At 41.2% G+C, this 21,969-nt stretch carries 18 protein-coding genes, 2 pseudogenes and 1 CRISPR repeat array; of the genes and pseudogenes, 7 read left to right on the top strand and 13 right to left on the bottom strand.

Going from position 1 to position 21,969, the window contains the following annotated elements:
- A partial coding sequence (locus tag L876_RS22525) for an integrase core domain-containing protein (protein ID WP_156029427.1) occupies positions 1 to 266 on the top strand: 266 nt, incomplete at its 5' end.
- Positions 267 to 274: 8 nt separating this feature from the next.
- Here the strand turns inward: L876_RS22525 and L876_RS21760 are convergent.
- The 6 genes and pseudogenes from L876_RS21760 to L876_RS0113215 all read right to left on the bottom strand — a co-directional run.
- A pseudogene (locus L876_RS21760) lies at positions 275 to 508 on the bottom strand (transposase); the annotation flags it as partial.
- A gap of 240 nt (positions 509 to 748) precedes the next feature.
- Positions 749 to 1,174, bottom strand: a complete 426-nt coding sequence (locus tag L876_RS0113195) for a hypothetical protein (RefSeq protein ID WP_156029428.1) — start codon at positions 1,172 to 1,174, stop codon at positions 749 to 751.
- Positions 1,175 to 1,187: 13 nt separating this feature from the next.
- Positions 1,188 to 1,652: a hypothetical protein gene (locus L876_RS0113200; RefSeq protein ID WP_156029429.1), complete on the bottom strand. Its 465-nt coding sequence runs from the start codon at positions 1,650 to 1,652 to the stop codon at positions 1,188 to 1,190.
- Positions 1,579 to 4,776 carry an RHS repeat domain-containing protein gene (locus L876_RS0113205; protein ID WP_028764242.1) on the bottom strand — a complete coding sequence of 1,066 codons (3,198 nt, stop codon included), beginning with the start codon at positions 4,774 to 4,776 and terminating at the stop codon, positions 1,579 to 1,581. Before L876_RS0113205 ends, L876_RS0113200 begins: the two co-directional genes overlap by 74 nt.
- Complete coding sequence (locus tag L876_RS0113210; protein ID WP_028764243.1) at positions 4,773 to 7,952, bottom strand: toxin TcdB middle/N-terminal domain-containing protein; 3,180 nt, start codon at positions 7,950 to 7,952, stop codon at positions 4,773 to 4,775. The genes L876_RS0113205 and L876_RS0113210 overlap by 4 nt, the downstream gene beginning before the upstream one ends.
- A gap of 55 nt (positions 7,953 to 8,007) precedes the next feature.
- Entirely contained in the window at positions 8,008 to 8,334 is a 327-nt protein-coding gene (locus L876_RS0113215) for a hypothetical protein (protein WP_028764244.1), read from the bottom strand.
- Between the two features lie 316 nt (positions 8,335 to 8,650).
- Here L876_RS0113215 and L876_RS22530 point away from each other — a divergent pair.
- A pseudogene (locus L876_RS22530) lies at positions 8,651 to 8,952 on the top strand (ISAs1 family transposase); the annotation flags it as partial.
- A 163-nt stretch (positions 8,953 to 9,115) separates the two neighbouring features.
- Here the strand turns inward: L876_RS22530 and L876_RS21765 are convergent.
- From L876_RS21765 to L876_RS0113240, 6 genes are all read right to left on the bottom strand, one after another.
- Positions 9,116 to 9,430 (bottom strand): hypothetical protein, encoded by a 315-nt coding sequence (locus L876_RS21765; protein WP_051413122.1) that lies wholly within the window; start codon positions 9,428 to 9,430, stop codon positions 9,116 to 9,118.
- A gap of 89 nt (positions 9,431 to 9,519) precedes the next feature.
- Entirely contained in the window at positions 9,520 to 9,678 is a 159-nt protein-coding gene (locus L876_RS22770) for a hypothetical protein (protein WP_156029430.1), read from the bottom strand.
- Between the two features lie 217 nt (positions 9,679 to 9,895).
- Positions 9,896 to 10,223: a CRISPR direct-repeat array (repeat unit 28 nt; unit sequence ATTTTCAGCTGCCTATGCGGCAGTTCAC).
- 130 nt (positions 10,224 to 10,353) lie between these two features.
- On the bottom strand, positions 10,354 to 10,953 hold the full coding sequence (gene cas6f, locus L876_RS0113225) for a type I-F CRISPR-associated endoribonuclease Cas6/Csy4 (RefSeq protein WP_028764245.1): 600 nt from the start codon (positions 10,951 to 10,953) through the stop codon (positions 10,354 to 10,356).
- Position 10,954: 1 nt separating this feature from the next.
- Positions 10,955 to 12,049 (bottom strand): type I-F CRISPR-associated protein Csy3, encoded by a 1,095-nt coding sequence (gene csy3, locus L876_RS21770; RefSeq protein WP_051413123.1) that lies wholly within the window; start codon positions 12,047 to 12,049, stop codon positions 10,955 to 10,957.
- Positions 12,050 to 12,058: 9 nt separating this feature from the next.
- A complete protein-coding gene (locus tag L876_RS0113235; RefSeq protein ID WP_028764246.1) occupies positions 12,059 to 14,164 on the bottom strand; it encodes a type I-F CRISPR-associated protein Csy2 in 2,106 nt (701 codons plus the stop codon).
- Positions 14,158 to 15,393, bottom strand: a complete 1,236-nt coding sequence (locus L876_RS0113240) for a TniQ family protein (RefSeq protein WP_028764247.1) — start codon at positions 15,391 to 15,393, stop codon at positions 14,158 to 14,160. Before L876_RS0113240 ends, L876_RS0113235 begins: the two co-directional genes overlap by 7 nt.
- Positions 15,394 to 15,997: 604 nt before the next feature.
- Here L876_RS0113240 and L876_RS0113245 point away from each other — a divergent pair.
- The 4 genes from L876_RS0113245 to L876_RS0113260 are packed head-to-tail and all read left to right on the top strand — an operon-like array spanning position 15,998 to position 20,801.
- Positions 15,998 to 17,023 carry a nucleotidyltransferase domain-containing protein gene (locus L876_RS0113245; protein ID WP_028764248.1) on the top strand — a complete coding sequence of 342 codons (1,026 nt, stop codon included), beginning with the start codon at positions 15,998 to 16,000 and terminating at the stop codon, positions 17,021 to 17,023.
- Positions 17,023 to 18,750 carry a ThiF family adenylyltransferase gene (locus L876_RS0113250; RefSeq protein ID WP_028764249.1) on the top strand — a complete coding sequence of 576 codons (1,728 nt, stop codon included), beginning with the start codon at positions 17,023 to 17,025 and terminating at the stop codon, positions 18,748 to 18,750. Before L876_RS0113245 ends, L876_RS0113250 begins: the two co-directional genes overlap by 1 nt.
- On the top strand, positions 18,737 to 19,219 hold the full coding sequence (locus L876_RS0113255) for a Mov34/MPN/PAD-1 family protein (RefSeq protein ID WP_051413124.1): 483 nt from the start codon (positions 18,737 to 18,739) through the stop codon (positions 19,217 to 19,219). The genes L876_RS0113250 and L876_RS0113255 overlap by 14 nt, the downstream gene beginning before the upstream one ends.
- Positions 19,212 to 20,801 carry an SAVED domain-containing protein gene (locus L876_RS0113260; protein WP_028764251.1) on the top strand — a complete coding sequence of 530 codons (1,590 nt, stop codon included), beginning with the start codon at positions 19,212 to 19,214 and terminating at the stop codon, positions 20,799 to 20,801. Before L876_RS0113255 ends, L876_RS0113260 begins: the two co-directional genes overlap by 8 nt.
- Positions 20,802 to 20,894: 93 nt before the next feature.
- Here L876_RS0113260 and L876_RS0113265 read toward each other — a convergent pair whose 3' ends face one another.
- On the bottom strand, positions 20,895 to 21,221 hold the full coding sequence (locus tag L876_RS0113265) for a helix-turn-helix domain-containing protein (protein ID WP_028764252.1): 327 nt from the start codon (positions 21,219 to 21,221) through the stop codon (positions 20,895 to 20,897).
- A 219-nt stretch (positions 21,222 to 21,440) separates the two neighbouring features.
- Here L876_RS0113265 and L876_RS0113270 point away from each other — a divergent pair, with 219 nt between their 5' ends.
- The gene (locus tag L876_RS0113270; protein ID WP_051413126.1) at positions 21,441 to 21,968 is read left to right on the top strand and encodes a hypothetical protein; all 528 of its coding nucleotides are present in this window, start codon (positions 21,441 to 21,443) and stop codon (positions 21,966 to 21,968) included.
- Position 21,969: the final 1 nt, after the last annotated feature.

Genomic DNA, 21,969 nt, shown 5'->3' on the forward strand with positions numbered 1-21,969 from the left:
GGCGTTTTCAAATTAAGCAAAGCTTATCTCGACGGGGAAACTGTTGGGATAATAGCCCTATGGAGCGCTTCTTTAGAAGTCTGAAAACTGAATGGATAGCGACAACTGGATATCGTAATTTTACTGAAGCTCAACACGAAATTACACGATACATAATTGGATATTACTGTCAGCTTCGCCCACATCAATATAACGGCGGGCTGACGCCCAATGAATCAGAACGACTGTTCTGGTTAAACTCTAAGATCGTGGCCAATTTTAGTTGACCACTACAGTCACGTTCTTCAGTAACTCGTTTAAGCTCTTTCTGTAATCGTCTAATCTCAGCAGACTCTGCTGACTTCTTCAGATGCTCCTCAGAGTCAGGGCCGTAGCGTTTAATCCAAGCATAAAGACTATGAGTGGTAGTCCCTAAACGCTGAGCAACGTCAGCAACGGAATGACCGGCAACAGTAACCTGTTTAACCGCTTCGATTTTGAATTGTTCGGGGTAACGTTTATGGCTCATGGACACCTCTTTTTTAGCTAGTTTATCTAACTAAAAGGCGTCTAGGAAATTAGTGGCGATTCACTTCACATTGCCCCGTTTCAATCAAGAAAAAGCCCCAAAGAGATGGGGCTTATTAGCATAAAGTGCTCTGGCTAATCGCTCTTTTTTTCTATTCTAATTCTTTCAGCTGTTCTTCATCTAAGATGAGCTGGAGCTTGTAAATGAATCGCCACTACTTCGTATCTCAGTCTTAAAAACCTATTCATTTATATAGTTCACATAGACTAGAAGATTTACAGATAATGAACCAGAATCAGATAAACCATACAGACCATCTAACAACCTAAATATATGGCCCGCTATATCAATGTGATCATAGGTTATGTCAATATTAGTTTTAAATGGCAGAGACTTTGTATGACCCGTAATACAGCTAAAGCGAATTTGCACAGCCATTTCATCAAACCAAACATAAAAGGTAGATTCTCGACTACACTTACACCGAAAGATTTCCTGCACATCAAATATAAACTCTGCGATATTATTTAAAGTGCACTCTCTGTAAGAAGTTTCATCCAATGAAATAGCCCACATATTATCCGATGCCATTTGAACCATATCCATCGTCCCTTCATTTAGTTCTTCTTTTCTTATAGCAAGAAGAATATCTTCAAAAATCTTCAAATTTAACCCTCAATTAATTACCGGTAGGAAGCTGATCCATTGGTTCCACCGAAGGAGACATGATGTAAGTCGTAGGATCAATAACTTCCAATATCGTCACTCCAATAACAATACTTGTATTGATTGATTTATCCCAACCACTAACAGAGTTTAGCTGTTTCCAAGGAATAGATAATCCCGTCGGCCCTTTATGCTTGCCAACTATAAAGTTTCCATATTCATCAGCATCATGAATCCACTCAAGACCTTCCTTTGTTTCCTTATATACTTTCCAGTAACTATCTCCATGTCCAGCCTTATCCGCAGACCACCATAATTTATCACTCTTACTTTTGTAGAACTTACCAAATTTTGAATGATTCATTATCTTCGAAGAACCAGCGGGTGTTACCGTCCAAAACTTTCTAACCGCAGCTTTTGCAAATTTTGCCCCCCCAACCATTAAATAACAATTGAAACCAGGCAGTTCTTGCTCCATTTGAAAACTTACCCCCACTAAGAACACTAGCTGTACCACCAATAACCATATGAGCAACTGCTTCGCCAACTAGGTTATCAGAAGTAGATGATATTAGTGGAGTCCCTAAGCCTTTAGTAAAACCAGCACTAATAAAACCATTTCCAAAGTTCCCTCCAGATAAAACATTTATAACCCCCCCTGATATTGCATGAGCTGCTATTTGACCTGCAACTTGACCTTTCGTTAAAAGATTTCCCCCAAAGTCAACATAATTCCCCAAACTTTCTCCGCCCCACACAACATCATCTATATTTTGAACACTCTGTCCCCTATAGTAGGCACCTATTTGCTGGAATGCTGCACCAGAAAATGCCCCTATCAAAGCCCCTCTCATAGTTCCTGTTGCTATGTACCCGGAAGCTGCACCTAACGCAGCAGCACTCCATATGCTAGATGCAGCTAGCTGTCCCACACCAGGAATAAACATCATTCCAATAGCCACAACCATTCGGCCATACTGCTTAAAAAACCTGCCAAACTCTCTGAATATTTTTTCAAAAAAGTACCCACTGGGGTCGGTATAGCTCATTGGGTTATTCAGCACATAACTGTAACGGTTATAGTTCTGGCTATTCTTAGGCGCCTGGATAAAAGGGTCGGCCTGCATGAAACGGCCTAGGGTTGGGTCGTAAATACGCCCTCCCATATGAATGATGCCCAGCCCTTTAAGCTCTTTATGACCGGTATAGCCACGCTCTGTCGGCTCAGGAACCGTGAAGTTGGCCATTAAACTATCGACATAAATGCTATGTCGCTTGCCATATGGGTCATAAATCGCTTGCGACACTACCTTGCCATTTTGGTCGGTTACCGCAACAACCGACCCTTGATGGTCTTTATGAAGATAATAGGACGATTGGCTACCATTACTTCGGTGCGTGACAACTATATCACCACCAACATAGTACTTGTGCTCAGTTAGCGCACCAGCCCCACCACTACGAACAACCTTTTCATAGTTACCAAGATAAGTTGTTTGGTAAGTCGTGCTTTTACCTTGCTCTACGCGACTATCGGTCTTGAAATACAGCTCTCTATCGACACCGTAGTACATTGTAGATGAGTTGCTACCTTTAGTTATCTTGGTAGCTTTGTCGTAGCTGCCATAGGTAAAGCTACGGCTACCGTCTGAAGTAATATTGCCATTTCCATCATAGCTAAAGCTATATAGTGCATGCGTGAACGATGAGTCACTGTAAACGCCCAGCAACTTATGGACTTTCGCCGCATCATACTTGTAGTAACCAGCTCCAGACTTATATTTGAAGTTACCCCAGCCATCTAGCGTATAAGTTTGAGTCGACTTAAAGCTACCAGGTAGCGTACCAAGAGTGTCCTGATAACTGATGGTGCGACGTTCCAAACGATTTAAATCGTCATAGGCGTACGACTCAGTAAAATTGCTACCACTGCCCACTTTTGAAGAGTAGTTGCTAGTCCTAGTTTTTACGTTACCAATTAAGTCGTAAGTGACCCCAGCATAGTGAATATTTGGGTTTGAACTGTGAGTGATTTGTACGCTGCTAAAGCGCCCCGTATCACTTTCATAGTCAATAGTGCTAATGACATTGTTGCCATAACTCAGTCTTGACACATGATTACGTTCATCCATGTCATCAATTTGCTTTAACTTTGCTTTGGTCTGGTTATTTCGCAGCAAATATAGGTAACCGTTACTCTTATAAACAGATTCAACGGCAAAGCTACTGGTACCCGAAGGGTAGGTGGTCACTTTGGGTCTACTATAGCTGTCATAGGACTGAGTCTGGGTATACCACTGACCATTGATATAAGTTTTGGTCTGCTCAGGCAATGACAGTTGATTATAGGTAAATGTTTTCTTGGTCGACGCCGATGACGTTGTATTACACGCAACAGAGGTGGCGGCATATTTTGCCGTCGACACCAGCTTGCCTACGGCTTTGCTGCTTGCATGTGCCGTTGAACCATAGTTCCAGCACAGCGTCCCCTCAGAAGCCTCGTAACTTCGTACTTTGCGCCCTAATACATCATAACTAAAGGTAAACAGGTGCTGTCGAGCCGTTTTCTGCGTATAGAGTTCACCAAATGCATTATAGGTATATTGCCAGAGCCCTTTGATAGGGTCGTTAGTACTAAGCTTACGCCCCCAGTCATCATAGGTATTGCTAATAACACTCGACTTCCCATCGGCCACCGTTGTAGAGGAAAGCAAATTCCCATACGAGTCATACTCAAATTCGACCGTATTACCGAGCTCGTCGACCGTTTTAACTAACTCTCCAAATGCATTTTGGTAAGAGTAAGCAATTTGCCCTAAACCATTAATCTCCTGCGTTTCGTTGCCATACCATCTCTTTTCGACATCATTCCCATTTGGACTGGTTACCAGATAAGGCCGTCCCAACACATCGTAATCTATGCTAGTCACAAGACTCGAGTTGGGTTCAGAAACAGTCTTCTGACGTCCCTGTTCATCATACGTTAGAACAACCGTATTCCAGGCTCCATCAAAGCCTTCGACGCTGTTAGCAACTTCTCTTCCCCAGCGGTCAAAATAGACTTCTTTATTAGGCGCCCCGCTCATTTGAGTCGTTATCTTGTAGTAAGAGCCAGTTTTACAGTTAATACAGAGACTTTGAGTCGTCGTGGTAACTTTTGAATCAGGATGATCAACATAATACGCTCGGCCCAATGCATCATATTTTGTCTTGGTAACTAAGCCGTTGGCATCGATTTGCGTAATTGACGTTTGTTTTCCACTGGCAGAACTCGCACTCAGGTCATTGTATTTATATGTCACCTTCTCATTAAGTGCATTAGCAACATAGTCAACAAATCTTCCTCTTGAATCATAAACGGTTTTTGACACGCGAGTTTGAGACGTACCGGTATTCGTTGAATAGCCCGTAACACTGACACTCGTCTTATTACCGTACTTGTCATATCCATATACCGTTTCAAGTCGGGTGCTTACATCCGTACTAGAGCCGCTAGCAGCCGTAGGCTCATTGAAAGAGAGTGAAAAGGAGGAATACTTATCGTCACCAGGCAGACAGATATCCCCATTAAATGGATCACAATCATCACCAGGGGGAGTCACTTCACCACCGGGGGGGTATATCCATCAGTGGCCTCATCTGGAGAAGTAACACTGCTCTTAAGCATTAAATCCTGATTATAGGTAAAGGCGGTAGACCTTGATATTGCAGAAGCACCAGTCCTCTCTTTAGTCACGGTTGTAAATAACAAGCGCCCCATACGCAGCATGGTTGCATCAGAGCCGTAATCATTGGTTGTTGTTGTTTTCAACTCCATGGCGTCACTCAGGTTTGTTTGAGTGACAACTTGCTCAGTGACGTTGCCGTACTTATCGTATGATGATGATGCATGCGTACTGCCTACTCTAGTGCTTAATCCGTCACTTCCAAATACATAGCTATCCTCATAAGAGTCTTTGATATAAGCAAATTTACCGCCCGCATAAGTTGTAACAGTGCCCAGTTCATTAATCGCTTTAGAAATAAGCTCCCCGTTTAAACGTTTTTCCGTATAAAGCGGCATGCCGGCGGTGGCATAACATGATGCTATACCTGATGTTGAACAACTTGACGAGTACGATTGGTCATAATGCGTTTCACTAACGACACCAGATTGATTATCAATAGTTCTAAGCATCTCAAAGCCTAGACTACCTCGACCTTTCCTATGTATCAGCATGCCTCCATACTGATATGAGACTGAGACCCATTGATTAGTGTTACTTTGAGAGGCTACCTCACTGACAACTTGCATGCCAAAAACTGGAGAAATTCCGTCCTTGTTGACACTATCGTCAGAGCCTTGAACAACATACACACTGTTATCGCTTAAAGGCTTATAGCTAATCTTGGTCTCGACACCGAATCCGTTGACAATTTTATTAATCGAGTATTCTTTGGTGCCTGGGCGTCGATAATATTCTCTCCATGAGTCCCCCCAAGAAGCTAATAAATTTAAATTTCCGTCTCCTCGTGTATCACCAAAACGAACTGTGGCGTTTAGCGGAAACTCAAATTCACCGCGAGGCTCAAAATCAATCCATTCACCATTAGAGGTTGCGCGGGAGAAATAACTGTAATAATTACCCGACACTGTTGCGTGGAGGACATCTGCACGGCCATCACCATTTAAATCAACAAACTGGTCGAGATATTTCAATGTGTCAGATGTAGCCATCCCTGTATAAACTGGATCCAGTAAGGTCACACCATCGGAAAGCCGGTAATACCACTTGTTACTTTGTACATAAAGTAAATCAGATAACCCATCACCATTAATGTCTGCCACTCTTAAGGTATCTATTCCTAAACCAAGTGACTGGATAAACGTCAGAGAAGGAGAGCTACTGGTGCCAGAGGCAATAAAGAGCTTATGGTAGGTGTTAGTCGCCTCGACCCAGACACCACCAATATCCCTCTCACATTCCCACTTACTTCTGATCAACGGCACAATGCGAGAACCATCATAACAAGCAGCATCAGACTCGGTGACTTTCATAATCAAATCTGAGCGACCATCGCCATTAACATCGATGACAGACGATGACTGCATATTAGCCGTTTGACTTTCGTAGTGACCATTCATCGTACTAGCGGAAACAGTCTTGAGAAATGAGTAGAGCAAGACATTAGGGGTGAATGAACCAGACCCCGTATTTATATGCGCTTTTATCTGACTCCCTGTTCTAAAAACGATATCTTCATAGCCATCACCATCGATGTCCATGACTTGCGCGTTACCCTCAAGACCAGTTGCAACGACCCCCAAATCTGTAGCCTTAGGACTTGAGACTTTGATGTAGTCTGAACAAGGGCCATTGTTGTCACATAAATCTCCATATCGATTATCTTCCTCAAAACTCAGCACAGTCCAATTAGAAGTGCTGGAGTCCGCAACCAGCAGATCTCTATGACCATCACCGTTATAATCGATATTTAGAGCATACTGTTTTTTATTGGCACCTTTGGTGCTGAGTAAAGATTCGACAGCGTCATAATCGGGACCGAGTCTGGCAACCCAAGTCGAATAAGGGTATCCATTGGCATACCCTGCTGGGCCATAATAAATAACATCAGAATATCCATCACCGTTTATATCAAAGACATGCGTATAGTCCCTATTGCTTGTGCCAGAAACCAGTGTTCTATAACCATCAAAAGGCTCATAGTCCGACTGTGTTGCCTGCCATCGGCAAAAATCAGGAGCGCCGGGTTCACTATCACAAACCCAGGACTTTCCACTTGTGGATAGAGGCGGTCTATTCCATTCAAAGCTTGTTCCAGGCAAACAGCTTGATTTAGCGCTATTAGAACACTCTTGTACACTTGTGAGCATTACTCGCTCTTCAATAAAATCTGAACCTTCATAATCAAGGAAGAAGGAGCGATATTCTTGCCCATCTATTTTGGTATCAATTCGAGAGACTAACTTATTGTGGTAAGTGTGTTTACCTGCTGCGTACCCTTTAAAGCCCTTTTGATAGGCTTCATAGTTAAACTTGATTTCAGCAAAAGGCTGCTCGCCTGTGGTGAGGTTTCCTGAGTATTTAATGGAACTTACATATGCATTACCTGACGCGATGTCTTTAGCATAGTTAAATTCAATATAATTATTCTTAACATCTTTGATGGCCTTGATAGCCCAGCTTTTCGCGATAGCCCCTGCAACGCCACCACCTGGTTCGACAAAGGCATCAGATGGATTGTTGAACATATTGCTAACAGCAGAGACATCACCATAGTAGTGCGTTTCACCAGCTTTGTTTTTTACTTCGAAGTACTTAGGGCCATTTCCCGAAGACCCGAGTCTCGCAGTAACTTCGGTAAACGGAGCATTTTCTATTCGATATACAGAATTAGGCGCGCCATAGGTGCCAGAGCGCAAAATCAAACGTTGCCCATCAATACAAAGTCGATCTTCACTCGTATAAGTAACTTGCTTGATATTACCGTTGTCATGTGTCGGCGTTTGAGGACATCGGCTTATTGAAGACAGCCCAGTAATGGACCATCCCACCCCTACAGGACCTTCTACAAGGTTACTGCTCGAATAAGTTAGAGATACAGAAGGTGCAACACCTGCGCGACCGGCAGGAGAGACAATAGGAATTGAATATGTCGCCGAACCAGACTCATCGACCCTGAATTTACCTTGCGATAACCCAACAACCTCTTGAGCGACTCCAGCGGAAGCAAAAGAAATCAAAAAAATGGCAGGTACTACAGTCCTTGTAAACATAAAAACTCCGTAAAGCACTACTTCTTAATGGTTAATCGAGCAGAAAAGTGGAAAGCTAATTGATACTTAACTGAAGGTCGGATATGCATTTGCCTGCATCAAACTCCCAAAGGAAAGAGCCTTTACCAGGCTCAATATCACGCAGCAAGGGCGGAAGGCTATCTCCCTTTTTATTCTTTAGTGACATCACGATTTGCCGGCTTTGATCGCCTGGAATGGAATAAAATACTTCCATGGTGACTTCTTCAGAATATGCGCACTTTCCGTATGAAACGTTCTTTAGCACTTCGTATCTGAGATGATTTTGCTGTTCAGCGTGAACGAGAGAGGGAATTGCCAATCCTACAAAACAACATAAAGTTAGGCACTGATTTAACTTCATTGAATAATTCCATTTAAATATTAAAAACTACTAAACTAACAAGCAGCCTGCTTCCTCATACAAATCGGAACAAATTGTTGCACACATGTAAATGAATAGTCAATAGGTTTTAACCACATACGGTTTGATTCAATGCCTTTAATATCAGTAAGCTAAAGCTAAATTAGTGACGCCCAACAATCTTGTTTTAGATAGCTATTCTTTAATCAAACCTGAGGAATACACATAATACTTACCGAATCACAGTTACCTCATCAAACAACTTTTCTTATCAAATGAAGCAGCGTGACCGCTATGTAAATACAAACAAACGTGAAAAGGCATTACAACCATAAGCATGGATTATTACTTAAGTTCTTTACCTCTAGACGTCAACTTGCAGCCAAAGCGGTGCGTCAGCATTGACACATCGAGAACCAGCAACGCTGGGTGCTTGACGTCACCTTTAGGGAAGACTCTTCAAGGATTGGTGACCATGAAAACGCGAAGAAGATGGCGCTATTTAGGCTTATCGTGCTGAACCTTTTAGAGTAGCATCCGCTAAAAGCAAGTAAACCAACCAAGATAAGAAAAGCAGCATGGAATGGCGATTTTAAGAGCGAGATTTTCTTTGGTTAAGTGATTTAACAAAGTTTAATCTGTGCTAGCTCAGATCTAATCTGACAGTTACCCATTTTTCTGGTACCTCTGTCAGATTAGATTTGAGTTAAATTATTTAATCCCGCCCTGGTTGGCATCCTATGATGTATTATTTGAGGTAGAAGTCGTTATACGTTTTTTACTACCACTCCCCCATATTGCGAACCCTTGACTCAACTTCTTTAAGTACACTCAGAGAACCTGTACCAATTAACTCTATGGGAGAAAGACCATTGAAAAAAGGTGTACGGTTATTCAGTACCATAAACCCGATCTGATTTTGAGGATTCGAAAAATACGACATTAGAAAACCACGAATGCTAAGAATATAATATGCTCGCATATCCTGCTCTTCCTCAGGATAATCAAGAAGTATTTTTTGAATTAATGTCGGTGAAGCCTTCCACTCCTTGAGAGCTTCAACAGCTGATTCTAATTTATTGTTGTCAGACTGCAAGTTGATACCTCAAACTCCACGATAAGAATCCTGCCTTATACTCACTTAGCCAAAATACAACAAACACAAGTTAATGTTCAGCAACAAAGCTATTGAGATTTCACGGGACTCTTAGCGGGTCCAGCTAGCCGTCCACTAGTATCGGGGGCTCGAATCATTAGAGAGTCGGCAATGGAAGACTGACTCTTACGAGCATGCAATTGCATACGTTCTAGCGCTTTTCTTAAATCTAATTTGGTTCTTCTCATAGTGGTAAAGCCTGAGCTCTGTAGATACTCTGCACCTCTACTAAATGTAGGTCCACTTTTAAACAGCCGTATAAATAACGCACAACTAAACTAAGCAGCTTGGGTACAGAAGTTTTAAGTAAATGCCGCTTCATACCAAGGTAAAAAGAGGTTTTAACATTTCACTGCCTATTCGGCAGTTTGCTGCATTAACATAAACGTCGAAACGATTGTTTTTATTTTTAGCTGCCTATGCGGCAGTTCACGCCCAGCGGCGCGAATGTTGACCGTAATAAACATTTTCAGCTGCCTATGCGGCAGTTCACAGAGCATGAGAGCGTAAGCGATACGCTTTTGAATTTTCAGCTGCCTATGCGGCAGTTCACGATGGCTCGCTATCCGATTGCTTTATTTCTAAATTTTCAGCTGCCTATGCGGCAGTTCACTATGACCGTACATCATATAAAACTGGTTTGAGATTTTCAGCTGCCTATGCGGCAGTTCACTAAGCATCAAACTCAATCACAATGAGGGCGAAATTTTCAGCTGCCTATGCGGCAGTTCACAATAAAACATAACCAATAAGTTATTAATTTTCAATTAGTAACTTGCAAATAGAACACTTCACCTATTTTTTTAGTATCTAAATTTATCAATTATAAAACAATGGGTTACGTTAACGACATATAAACAAGGTTAAAACATATTGAACTCTGGAACTGTCCCCTTTTGCTCTTGATTCGTTGCCAGCCCATACTGATTAAACTCGGCCTGTTCGGGCCTACGTACTTTCTCTTTTTGCACATGCAATAGAAAATCCTGCCCGGTACTTTTACTTTCTATTGCTATACAGTGAAAATTATCCAGCTCTCTAGGTTCGTAGCATTTACTCGTAGTAAAAGGCTCCCCCCTTGCAAGCGCCCGTTTCTCCAATCGTTTTAATCGCCTTCGAGCTTCACCAACAAATATTTTGGCGATACTTTGATTACGCTTAAACCTGACCTCATTACAATCATCAGGGACTGCTCCAACATCACCAACACTGAAGAAGCCACACTCTTGCATATCTTGAAAATAACCTTGCTGCTTCAACTCGCTCAATACACCTTTATCCTTGTGAACAAAAGCAATCACATGACCAATTGATGTATCTGACCAAGCAGGAAAACTCACACCAAGCCCTTTAATTTCATGCTTGCATATGAACCCATGCATGATTGAAATACATCGCCCAGTCAACAAAGCTAAATTTGCCTTTTCGGGTAAAAATCGCACCATAAAATAGTATCGTTGCATACTATGCCTTCGCAATGTTTGTGGTTGCTGGGATGGTTTCGGCTTTTGATTTACTTTTATCCTTAGCCTTTTTCTGGAACATACCGCCCTTTATTAACACAGCAAAAAGATAGTAGATATTAGGGCTAATAGAAGGTTCTGATTTAGGCAGGGCCTCCTTAAGCTCTGCAAGATAATGTTCAGCATTAACAAACAGAGAATAAAAGCTCAACTCCGATTCTGGAGAGCGGCGCGCGATACCTAACTCTTTGTCTGCACCATATTCATGGATGCGTAATCGCTTTGAGCCGTCTTCCCACCAATCATCAATCAATTGCAGTGCTGCCCCAACCTTTACTGAATTGAAACTTACGGCATAACGACCATCGACACACCTCACTTTTGCAAATTGTTTTGATGCTTCACCCTGTGTGGCCTTTTCACCAAAAACCTGACTTGGATAGATCTCTTGGCAAAAAGCCGTTTCAATTTTTGCTGTGATATCTGCATGCCAAAATACGGTTGGTTCAGTTAGTGCCTGATGTAACTCTTGGCTCAACTCATCTAGTACCCTCTGGGCATCTGCAGGCCAATGACTATCCCAAGCAAGCTGTCGAGTGTTAGATATTTGATAACTGTTACCAGAACTAGTTCTGATATCGATTTGAGTATTTCCGGTATTTTGATTACGCCAAAGCCAGCTACCCAACAACAAGTTTTTACAGTATCGAGTAGATAACTCTTTGAAGCCTCCACACGCTTTAAAGGTTGTCGCCAACTCCTGAAGTAATGAAAAAACTGCTGGTTCACTGCAACCTGTGGGCTTCAATGAGTTAGCTTGGGCTCTCAACGAAAAACGACAATAGATATGCTCTACATTTGGTGGAACATAGCATTCTTCAAGAATTAACGGATTACAATGAGCTAAATCTTGTGGAGCTAAATTTTTGGATTTGAACTGAGGAGTAAATGCTTCTGTAAAACCGGCTTTTTGGCCTCGAATGCGATTGATTTCAGCCTCGAGGGGAACAAAGTCATTTTCTGCTGTTTTATAGAAAAAAACCGCCTTGCCTGGGTACAGTGAGCGGTCATATTTTAGAACATTACATAACTCCATAGAGGTTCCTCAAATCCGTTTCATTAGCATTGAAGATTCTTTTATCTCGAGCATCCAAAAAGCCCGCCTAAAAAAGTTACTCATTCCCTGTAACCTTATCTCAATTGCAGTGGCGTACTCAACTCCCCCTATGGCAGACTCGGCATAAGAATGTAATGCTTCTAATGAATTTCGACGGCTTTTGGGTTTCTCCAACAACAGATAGCCAGACATGACCGGGCACAATGAAGCTTTTTGCTCGAGCAATACTAGGAGCTCATCAAGACTACTCATTTGATACCTAGTTGGCATAATCCATCTACCGGATACCGGAAGCCTGCTTAGCTGCGTAAAGAGTGACGCTTCATTACGATACAAACCACACCATTCATCAACAGAGCCTATCTCAGGAGGATGCATCACTCCTCCTGCAAAATTTGCAGGAAAGCTCGCCTTCAAAGCATTGATTGAACCATCAAGAACTTCTAGCTCTTCTTCATAACCATCAATATGAAACACTAAATCAAACACTAAATCACAATACCTATGATCTACAATTCCAGCTCGTCTAAATTGATTCTCGCTCGTGCCCTGCATTCCGTACTCAGGGAGTTTTTTACCCGCCACAGATGAATACTGACGAATAAACCAAGAAAAAGAGGTTAACCTAAGCTGAGTACCAAGACTTTCATTCAGTCGCCGTTGATAGTTATACATCATCCCCCAAACAGCAGTTAACGAAGGTAAGCCGGCACAATAGGGATTAGATAACGCTTGCGCATCAAATACTCGTATGCCCTTCAAATACAAATAACGTTGTTGATTCTCTTCATCAGAAGCTATTACTACTGCATTCGGTTCTTTCGAGAGGTTATCGAGTAACCATTTCAAACTGCTTTTTAATGGCTTCATCAAACGCTGATGGAATGCATATTTTTGTGATGCATTTGAGTTAGAAAGTACTGTATTCAACAGGCTAAACATCGGGCTTAGTAACCCGGCAAGTTTTTCTTTTTGCGCAGTTAAAAACTGATACTCAAATGAACCATGAATACAGGCGAGTTCGCTAACATTAACCTTGTTCTCTTCCACCTCTAAACGCCACTCTAATAGAGGTGACAACCATTCAGTCAGGGTTGCTCTTATCTGCCTCATGCTAGCTACTTTCTGCAGCCTGCGTTGTTTCAATGCCAGTTCAAAACCATTTGATAGAAGACCCTCTAAGGCTCTTTTAAATCTAGGTTGTGATAACGCGCCTTGGTTTAGCACAGTTTGACTGGCTTGAACCTTTAATACCCAAGAGTCACTTAATCCATGCACTGCATTTCCTACTCGAGGTGGGTAATTAAGCACTTTAACGTTACCGCCAAGAGAAGCCGACAACTCACTAACGGCAGCAGGACGCGTAAACTCAATATTGGTGTATCGGCCCTGCTTAGCCATTGCTGCTTGTTGTATTTCAGCTTGCAATGCATGGCTAGCAACTGGCGTTATCGCCAAATAGCCATCTCGATAAGGTAAGCGAACTTGAATTGAATATTTATCAACACGATTGGGGCTATCAATAATAGGCAATGAAGCTTTAACCCTGCCACACAAATTCATGAAGTGCTTCACAGGCATGCCAAGTTCCTTAAAAGCCGTCTTCCACTCATTAGGAGGATCAATCAAAAGAGTTGAAAGACAGCAAACTCGCTCTTGCCAGATAAAATGACAACTAAATAACTTTGCTAGATTCACTTTGGCACTGTCATGTGACCAACCTAAAGCCCTAGTGCAGTTTGCGCTACTCAATACATGAGGATGTGAAAACGGAGATGGTGCAATCAGCCTTTGTTTGCTGACTCGTATATCAGGGTACTTCAAATTATGCGTATGTAACCATTTAACCTCGTCAATACAGCCGTCAAGATGTGCATCAGTATTGAGTGTTTGCTTGGCTAACCTTTTATCAAGCAGATCATCAACCCGTTTTCTAGGGTAAGTCAGATTAAGTAGAATGGTTAATGCAGCAGCTTCACTGCCCGTCACATCTATCGGTGTGGTGTAGGCGGTAAATGCTCGCCTTAATACAATATTACGCTCAGCGATATCGTCAATGTCTAACAACTCTTGGAATTTCTGTTTATCTACCATGCTGATAAGTACATCCCTTGTTTATCGTTGCCAAAACTCGCTTTGTACTCGATGACTTGCCTTAGGTAGAACACACCAATATGAGGATCAATTCGAGTCTGAATTTTCTGCCTCATTCCAGCAGTTAACACGCCATCTTGATAGAGTCGATACACTTGCTCATGAGTGGTAGAGAGTAGCGCCGCAGCTTCAGCTACAGACACCAACATATCAGCCACATTAGGCTTTTTTGATTTAGGATGTGACTCAACTAGTTTGCTAAGGTAATCCATCAAAGCAAGGTAGATAAAATGCGGCTCTTTATCTTCTGGTTGTACACACTGAGACTGTAGAATTAGCTCACCGTAAATTGACCGAAATGATGTGCGATTAAATAGGTCAATAAGCCTCGCCTCTGCACCAGAAGTCACCACATCGAGTTCTTGGTAGAAACTTGATGGCCAATCTTCAAAGTAGCCAACTGATCCATGTGGCATACATTCAGCATTTTTAACACGACGCTTCTGGTACCAAAGCAAAGCAGCAAATCGCTGAGTCGCAGATGTGCCCATAAATAACAGAGGATTGTTAGATAAAGCGTCACCTTCAAACAAGCTACGTGACAATAAAACCGCTTGGCTATCGGCTTTCACGCTCGAAGCTGATGCAAATTCAAAACCGCATGCACAATGAGTAATAGACTCGTTCTCAATGTAGTTAATGGGCTGCTGGCACTCAGGGCAATGATGAAGCAGTTCACACTCATGCTTGGCACACACTTCAACAGGCCTAATATGCCAAGCCTGGCGAATATAGGCCTCTTCTTTCAGGCATTGAGGACAAACAGGCAAAGTCTCAATACCATCATCATCTGCGTAACGAATAAAGCTCAGCGGAATATCAATGCCGTTACGGTGAACTGCCGACATACCGCCAACGAACGTTCTATTAGAGCGCAGTAAGGCCAGTTTGTGTAACTCATGTCGAGGTAAATCAAGAAGGGATTCAAGCAGGCTCAACGCTCGCATTCTAAAATGGCTATTATGCTTGGCGTGATAAACATTAAGGCGTTTTAGCTCGATAGGAAATGCGCCATGAGCTTCAAAGTCCAACTCATGCAGCTCTTCCCTAATGGCCAAGCTCAACTGCTGATAGGAATCAAAGAAGTTCTCCGCCACAACTCGTAGCAAGTAGCTCTCTAATGACTCATCAGAGAATGCACGCGACTTAGGAGAAAAGAGAAATGCCATCAAGCACCAAAACTAAGGAAGTCTTAGTTACAATCTATTTAATCTAGAACTGCTTTGCAAGGAAAATTAAAGTGTAGTAAGTAGTTTTGGTATTTTCATAACTAATACTGATCCCGTTTTTACCCCATTTCTTGTTTCAACTTTTCGGTAACCTGCTTAATCAACTAGTTATTCAACTTACATTTTCTCATGTCTGGAAAACCAATAAAGTTGTGGAAACAGTGCTTGCTTTTGGCTGTAAAGAGAGCGATAGCTGTTCACAAATAACACACTAGTTCTCAAACGTTACTGTCAACATTTATCGGCTAACTTCATGAAAAAATAAAAGTAAATACTTTTTGTCTGATAATCAACCAACACGTTCAAATCTTTTTAACCTGAAACCACTTGAGGATGTTGTTTTGTACAGTTAGTAATCACTAACACATAATTTCTTATTCAATAGTTATCCACAGACATTGAAGTTTTAGTGACTTGAAACCTCCTTGTAAGCACACTATATTGTATCTTCAACTAAGAATAGGCACTACATATAGTAGTCGAACCTAATGTTACGAGTAAAGCCGACATCAATTTCTAGATATATAAGTAGTTAAGGAGCCAAATGAGTATCCAAGCAAAATTTATTAAGTTTCACGACAAAATTAAGTTGAGCCGTGAAGACAGCGAGTACAAAGACGCTCGCGAGAAGGATGACAGCATTTTAAAGGCTGTAAAAAAAGCATTGAAGGAAGAAGGTTACCCTGTAGTAGATAATTTTCTTCAAGGGTCGATGTCAACATCTACAGGGATTAAGAACCCGGGAGAGGACTTCGATATCGATAGAGCCATCGTAATAGCGTTTAATGGATCACCTGATGACCCAGTTAAAGTAAAAAAAATCGTTTTGAAGGTGCTGGAAGATCGAGGTTTCAAAAATGCCAAGATTAAGAAGCCATGCGTTACTGCTGATTATACAAGTAAAAATCTTCACATTGATATCCCAATCTATCGAGAACAAAATGGTGACTATGAACTAGCTGTAGGGAAAAAGAACTCTAGTGATGATAATAGGGAGTGGTCAGCCTCTGATCCGAAGGGACTAAGGGATTGGATAAATGACTCATCCTTATATATTGGGTCTGCGAATAAGAAGTTGGAGCAATATAAGCGCATAGTTAGGTACTTAAAACGGTGGAGAGACAATAAGTTCTCTACTGCTGTTGCTAAAAAAGTGTTCTCAATTGCTTTAACAGTAATGTCTAAACAGCAATTCCGTTCAAGCTTAGATGACAGCGAAAAAGCTAATGATTTAGTCGCGCTTCGAGATACCGTAAATGACATGCTTCATGCCAGTTATTTTAGCTTTCAAGGTAATGAGCAATATAGGGTTCGAGTAACTTTACCTAAGTCACCATGGAGAGATATTTTTGATGGAAGTAGCCTTAACACGGGGACTCAGTTTTACAACAAACTTACAGTACTGAAAAGTAAACTAGATCAGGTTATTGAAGAAACAGACTTAGTTAAGCAATGCAAGATACTGAACGAAGTTTTTGGCGATGATTTTGAAGTGCCTAGTAGCTCTTCAACAGCAAAGAAAGCTGCATATTCAACAGCTGGAGCTTCTGGTACTTCTCAGGGGGCTTAATGGCTGACAATATTGAGATCATCGAATATTTAAAAAGCAAAGGGTTTGCTTGCCAAGAACTCGACTTTAAAGGTATCAAGGCTATTTCTGTAGACGTAGAAATCGCAGAAAAGCTCATAGAGTTGATACACTTTCCATCGTCCGAGATAGCTGGTTTGCCTGTATTTTTACTTGCAAAGCCAAGTGAGATTGGTCACTTAGCACATGTTCTTAATTATCAAGAGTATGGCCATGATTTTGGTAGTATATGTGTCAATGACAGAGACTCTGTTTCAGTTAACTTTAATATGCCGTTATTGGCGATTGAAGAGTCGCTTAATCGCCATATAGATATTTTAGAGAAAGCGATAACTGATCCAATATGGAATAGGCAAGAGCTGTTGCGAGAGTTTAAGTCTTGTTGGCTAAACGTTTGTGATTTTGACGACAGGCCCGTGCTTTTAACTAACGATAACGGTGCAGTAGAGGAAATAGATGTCTTCAGGCCCGTTAAAGGGCGTAAGTTTGGTGTTAGATCCTACTACTTAGCTCAATCAAAGGATACTGAGCTCGCTGCAGCAGCTAAAATATACTGGCAAGATAATTCCGATAGAAGCCTTGCTGGTAAGGCGGTAGTGTTACCTTTAACTGAAATCGAGCCTGCACCATTAAACAAAGGCCAATTGGAAAATTGGTACTTAGATATTCTTTCGAAACAAAAACCAGACATTTTAAAAAAGCTAAATGATAACTATGGTCAATGGAAAACCTATAAGTATTGGCTCTTCTTTAATGCTCAGGTCCCATCTGGGAAGGTTTGGTTTTGCTTATCGTTTAAAAGTAAAAAAGGTAAAAAGCACTCTCTACCATTAACTGAACGACAATTAGAAAATTGGAATGTTAAAGCTGTACCTATAAGGCTTTTTAACAAAGAAGCTATTTTACCTAGGGGAGGGGCAAACTTAGACTTGGCAGAGACTAAGGTAGCGTTAGTTGGAGCTGGTTCTGTAGGAAGTGAAATAGCGCATAAACTGTCGGCTGCTGGAGTTCAAAATTTAACTATATATGACCCTGATAGATACAACATTGAAAACCTGTATAGACACGTATTACCCGAAGAATTCTTGAATTACGGAAAGTCCGGTGGGCTAAGCTTTAGCCTTAAACGCCAATTTTTATGGTCTAAAGCCAACTCATCGTTGAGTAAACTACTAGATCTCAGAAACTCAAAATTACTAAACACTTATGACTTGATCGTCATTGCTATAGGTAGTCCTACACACGAGAGGCTCTTTAAAGAGTACTTATTAGAGAAGGATATTAGAGTTCCAGTAATTAATACTTGGCTTGAAGGTTTTGGTGTTGGTGGGCATGCGGTACTTGATATTCAAGAACGTAGGGGATGCTTGCTTTGTGCATATGTTTGTCCAGATACTTTGGCTAGAGGGTTAGGATCAAATCTTAATTTTATAGAGCCTAATCAAAACGTAACTATTAATATGTCTGGTTGCGGTGAACAATTTATTTCTTATGGTGCAATGTGTTCTGCACAAACAGCTCTAATAGCAAGCGATCTAGCTATCAAATTCCTCGAGGGGAAAATTGAAACAAGTTCTAAGGTTAGCTGGAAAGGCTGCGAACAGGATGCCCAAAAGCATGGAATAACGCTGACAAATAGGTACTATCAGTTTACTAATTCATTGAAAATTCAACCGTTGTTTCATGAGGATTGTGATGTCTGTAACTGATGAAGTGCGGTTTGTCGGTTCAACCATAGAATTAACAGTAAGCAAGCAAGTTTATGACTGCTGGCTGAGGCATCGCCAAATGGAATCCGAGGATACGGAACAGTTTGGGGTACTAATAGGCTCGCGGATTGAAGATGAAAGCAAAATCTGGATAAACAAGTGTACAACACCTCAGAAAATGGATATTAGCCAACGAGCAAGGTTTACGATGAAAGATCCATTTCATCAAAAACAAATAGACACTGCATTTGAAGAGTCTAATGGTGAGTCGGGCTATATCGGTACGTGGCACACTCATCCACAAGGTATACCAATACCTTCAATTATAGATTTAAATGACTGGGATCAATGTTCATTACGCAACCCTGACAGGCAACTCTTGTTCGTGATTATTGGAAATAAACAGGTCAATATTTACATAAGAATTAATAATAAATTAGAAATGGTAACGAGGAAAATTGATGGCTAACAAAGCAGACCAGTTCTGTAATCAAGCAGCAAATTCACCAATTGAATCAGTGGAAACATTTGAACAATATATCGATAATTTAAGAAAATTGGTCAGTTGGAACCATGTGGGGATTTTAACAGATGAGGGTGTTCGGAATATCATCATATTGCTGATTTTAAATGATGAATTAGTTGGAACTGTACGCCTATCTCTTGCGCCAAGTATTGTTGCAAGCTGTTTAAAAGGCTTGACTGTAGAAAATGAGCCAGTTTGTTATAGATGCATTCAAGGCTATTCAATTTCTAGTGATGATCTTCTGCACTTGGAATCAATTGCAGGCATGTGGGACAAAGCAAAGGAGCAAAGTGCAGAACTTACCCACGATGAAATAGAACCTTTGTTCATCCGTTTTGATGATGATAGAAAAGAAAAAGGTCGAGGCCCTGACTTCACGAAGGATACCAAGGAAACCGTTTGGAGGGAAAGCTTCGGACGCTGTATGTTCACTGGGTGTGGCGAAAAGCTTGATTACGATGAAGTGTCAGGTACTTCAGGAAATTATGCGTACTTAGCTCATAACGTCGCTTCATCGGAACAAAGCGCAAGGGGAATCGTTGAGTTATCGAAAAAGCTCTCCAATAATCCGAATAACGTTCTGTTATTGTGTGATAAACACCATCGGCTCATAGATAAAGTGGCCGCTAGTGATTACACCGCTCCTGCATTGTCCGCTATGAGAAAGGAATTTAGTATTGTTGCTAATAGTTTATTGGACGGGCTAAAGTTCGAACCGATTCCTGTGTATGCAGTTTTATGGCCTGTAAATTCTCAGACGGTCTCACCTCCATCTTATCTGCAGGTAGCTAACAGTCTTTCAAGAATCAAAAGAAGGATGCATGAACAGCTCAATGTTTTAAGTAACAATGAAGAGTTATTAGTTGGATCACCGGACATACTTTGGAGTTTAATGCCAACTGTTATCCAGAATGCTGCTGAAAAAATAATTCAACAAACTAAGCAGTTTGGATACAGCGCTGCACTATTCGGGTTCGGGCCATCCTCAGCGCTTATAGGTTTAGGAGCTAGGTTGGGTAACAAAAATGCTGTCACCCCTATGCTCCGATTCAGAGAAAGCGGAAGCTGGTCTTGGCCACAAACAGAACCAGTTGGCGATTTTTATGAGATAGAAGGTAATAACAATTTACAAAGTGGTAGTGATTTTGTGATAAATATTGCCTTAACTGCAGAACCTGAAAGTTTAGTCGAGGCTTCAAAATCAGTCGGCGATAGGGTTGAGGCGCAAACTATTACGATCCGAGCAAGGAAAACTAATATGGGGAATGGTGCGATACCACACCCAGATGACGGAAGAGCTTTCTCTGCTTTTCTTCAATCACTGTTTCATGACCTCAAGTCAAAGTATGGGGCACAAGTTATTCACTTATTTCCTTGTACATCAAATGCTGCATCGGTATTTATTGGACAGGCATATGATCTGCACCACCCTAAGGTGATTGTATATGACTTCGACAATGGAACGATGGTACCAAGAATATGTTTAGAAAGTGAGAATCATCAGTGTTTAGTTAGGGCGATATAGAGCTGCTTTTGAATCACCAGAGTTTGGAGATGAATTTACTAATATCAAACGTGTTAGTTAGAAAGGTTTAGCTAGCTCATTTCTGCCCAAAATCTATTTATCTGTAGTATTCAATTTAGTCAACTGCTCTATCAAAATATCTTTTTCTGCATCAGTCATTTGATCTAAAAGACATAGTAGTTGGGCACTCTTTTCTGACTCACAGAAAAAGTAAGCAACGGGCACACCTAGTTCATCTGCCATCGCTTTTAGCGTTGCGTAATCTGGGGTGTGCTTGCCTTTCTCATAATGATTCATGCGTGCGCTCGCCGTTCCCGGTTCCATTCCTAACTGAATGCCCAGTTGCTTTTGGCTGATACCCATCGCTTTTCTTGCCTGCTTGAGCCTAAGAGGTAGCGGGCTAATTCGTTTGTCTGACACGAGTTCATTTTTGTCTGATCCTAGATAACTTAGATTGTCTTAGTTTTTTCACTTAAGGTATACTAAGGAATCCTTAGCTTTTTAGGTGGCATTGTCAAGTTTTAGCCTAATCAGAAAAAATTGAATCGATAAGAGGGCGATGAGGTAGAGGAAAACAATAAGAAAAACGTCACGGATTGGCTCATTAGATGTTGAAATTATTAATAATTGGTAAATACCGTGAACGAATCAAAAATCCGTATAAACAAAATACTTATTAGTATCTTAAAAAGTAAAACGCTGTCTCAATTTACTGCTATTGAGTTAAAAAAGTTATTCATAGAGCAAGTTCCTGCCACAAAAAATAAAGATGCCAACCAACTAGTGCATAGAACACTCGGCAAATTATGCCAAATTGGGTTCCTAGAAAAGCGTACTGATGGCAAAAAGATATTATTTTCTAAGACATTAACTTTTGATGAGAGTCGCCTACACCCAAGTAAACCAAGTCGTCAGACACAACAACCGAATGTGGTGAACCACGGTACAGCTCAATTACAAAAACTCAAAGCCACACTTAATCAATATCAAATTGATCTGCTTGAACACATTGGTGAAGCGGAGGAGTTTAAACGGTTATTTACTGAGTATCCTGAAACTAAAACAACCCTATATTCCCGCTATATGGAGGCACGTAACTTAAGTTCATCAATCGTTGGCAAAATTAAGGCTATAGAAGCCTGTATAAATGCACTTGAGGAGTTATGAG

The sequence above is a fragment of the Shewanella colwelliana ATCC 39565 genome (assembly GCF_000518705.1).
Taxonomy (GTDB): domain Bacteria; phylum Pseudomonadota; class Gammaproteobacteria; order Enterobacterales; family Shewanellaceae; genus Shewanella; species Shewanella colwelliana.

What these genes read in the sequence shown, in the direction of transcription:
- L876_RS0113200 (WP_156029429.1), bottom strand. Translation starts at nt 1,652, where the DNA reads ATGGAGCAAGAACTGCCTGGTTTCAATTGTTATTTAATGGTTGGGGGG.
- L876_RS0113210 (WP_028764243.1), bottom strand. Translation starts at nt 7,952, where the DNA reads ATGTTTACAAGGACTGTAGTACCTGCCATTTTTTTGATTTCTTTTGCT.
- L876_RS0113215 (WP_028764244.1), bottom strand. Translation starts at nt 8,334, where the DNA reads ATGAAGTTAAATCAGTGCCTAACTTTATGTTGTTTTGTAGGATTGGCA.
- L876_RS22770 (WP_156029430.1), bottom strand. Translation starts at nt 9,678, where the DNA reads ATGAGAAGAACCAAATTAGATTTAAGAAAAGCGCTAGAACGTATGCAA.
- cas6f (WP_028764245.1), bottom strand. Translation starts at nt 10,953, where the DNA reads ATGCAACGATACTATTTTATGGTGCGATTTTTACCCGAAAAGGCAAAT.
- csy3 (WP_051413123.1), bottom strand. Translation starts at nt 12,049, where the DNA reads ATGGAGTTATGTAATGTTCTAAAATATGACCGCTCACTGTACCCAGGC.
- L876_RS0113235 (WP_028764246.1), bottom strand. Translation starts at nt 14,164, where the DNA reads ATGGTAGATAAACAGAAATTCCAAGAGTTGTTAGACATTGACGATATC.
- L876_RS0113240 (WP_028764247.1), bottom strand. Translation starts at nt 15,393, where the DNA reads ATGGCATTTCTCTTTTCTCCTAAGTCGCGTGCATTCTCTGATGAGTCA.
- L876_RS0113245 (WP_028764248.1), top strand. Translation starts at nt 15,998, where the DNA reads ATGAGTATCCAAGCAAAATTTATTAAGTTTCACGACAAAATTAAGTTG.
- L876_RS0113250 (WP_028764249.1), top strand. Translation starts at nt 17,023, where the DNA reads ATGGCTGACAATATTGAGATCATCGAATATTTAAAAAGCAAAGGGTTT.
- L876_RS0113255 (WP_051413124.1), top strand. Translation starts at nt 18,737, where the DNA reads ATGTCTGTAACTGATGAAGTGCGGTTTGTCGGTTCAACCATAGAATTA.
- L876_RS0113260 (WP_028764251.1), top strand. Translation starts at nt 19,212, where the DNA reads ATGGCTAACAAAGCAGACCAGTTCTGTAATCAAGCAGCAAATTCACCA.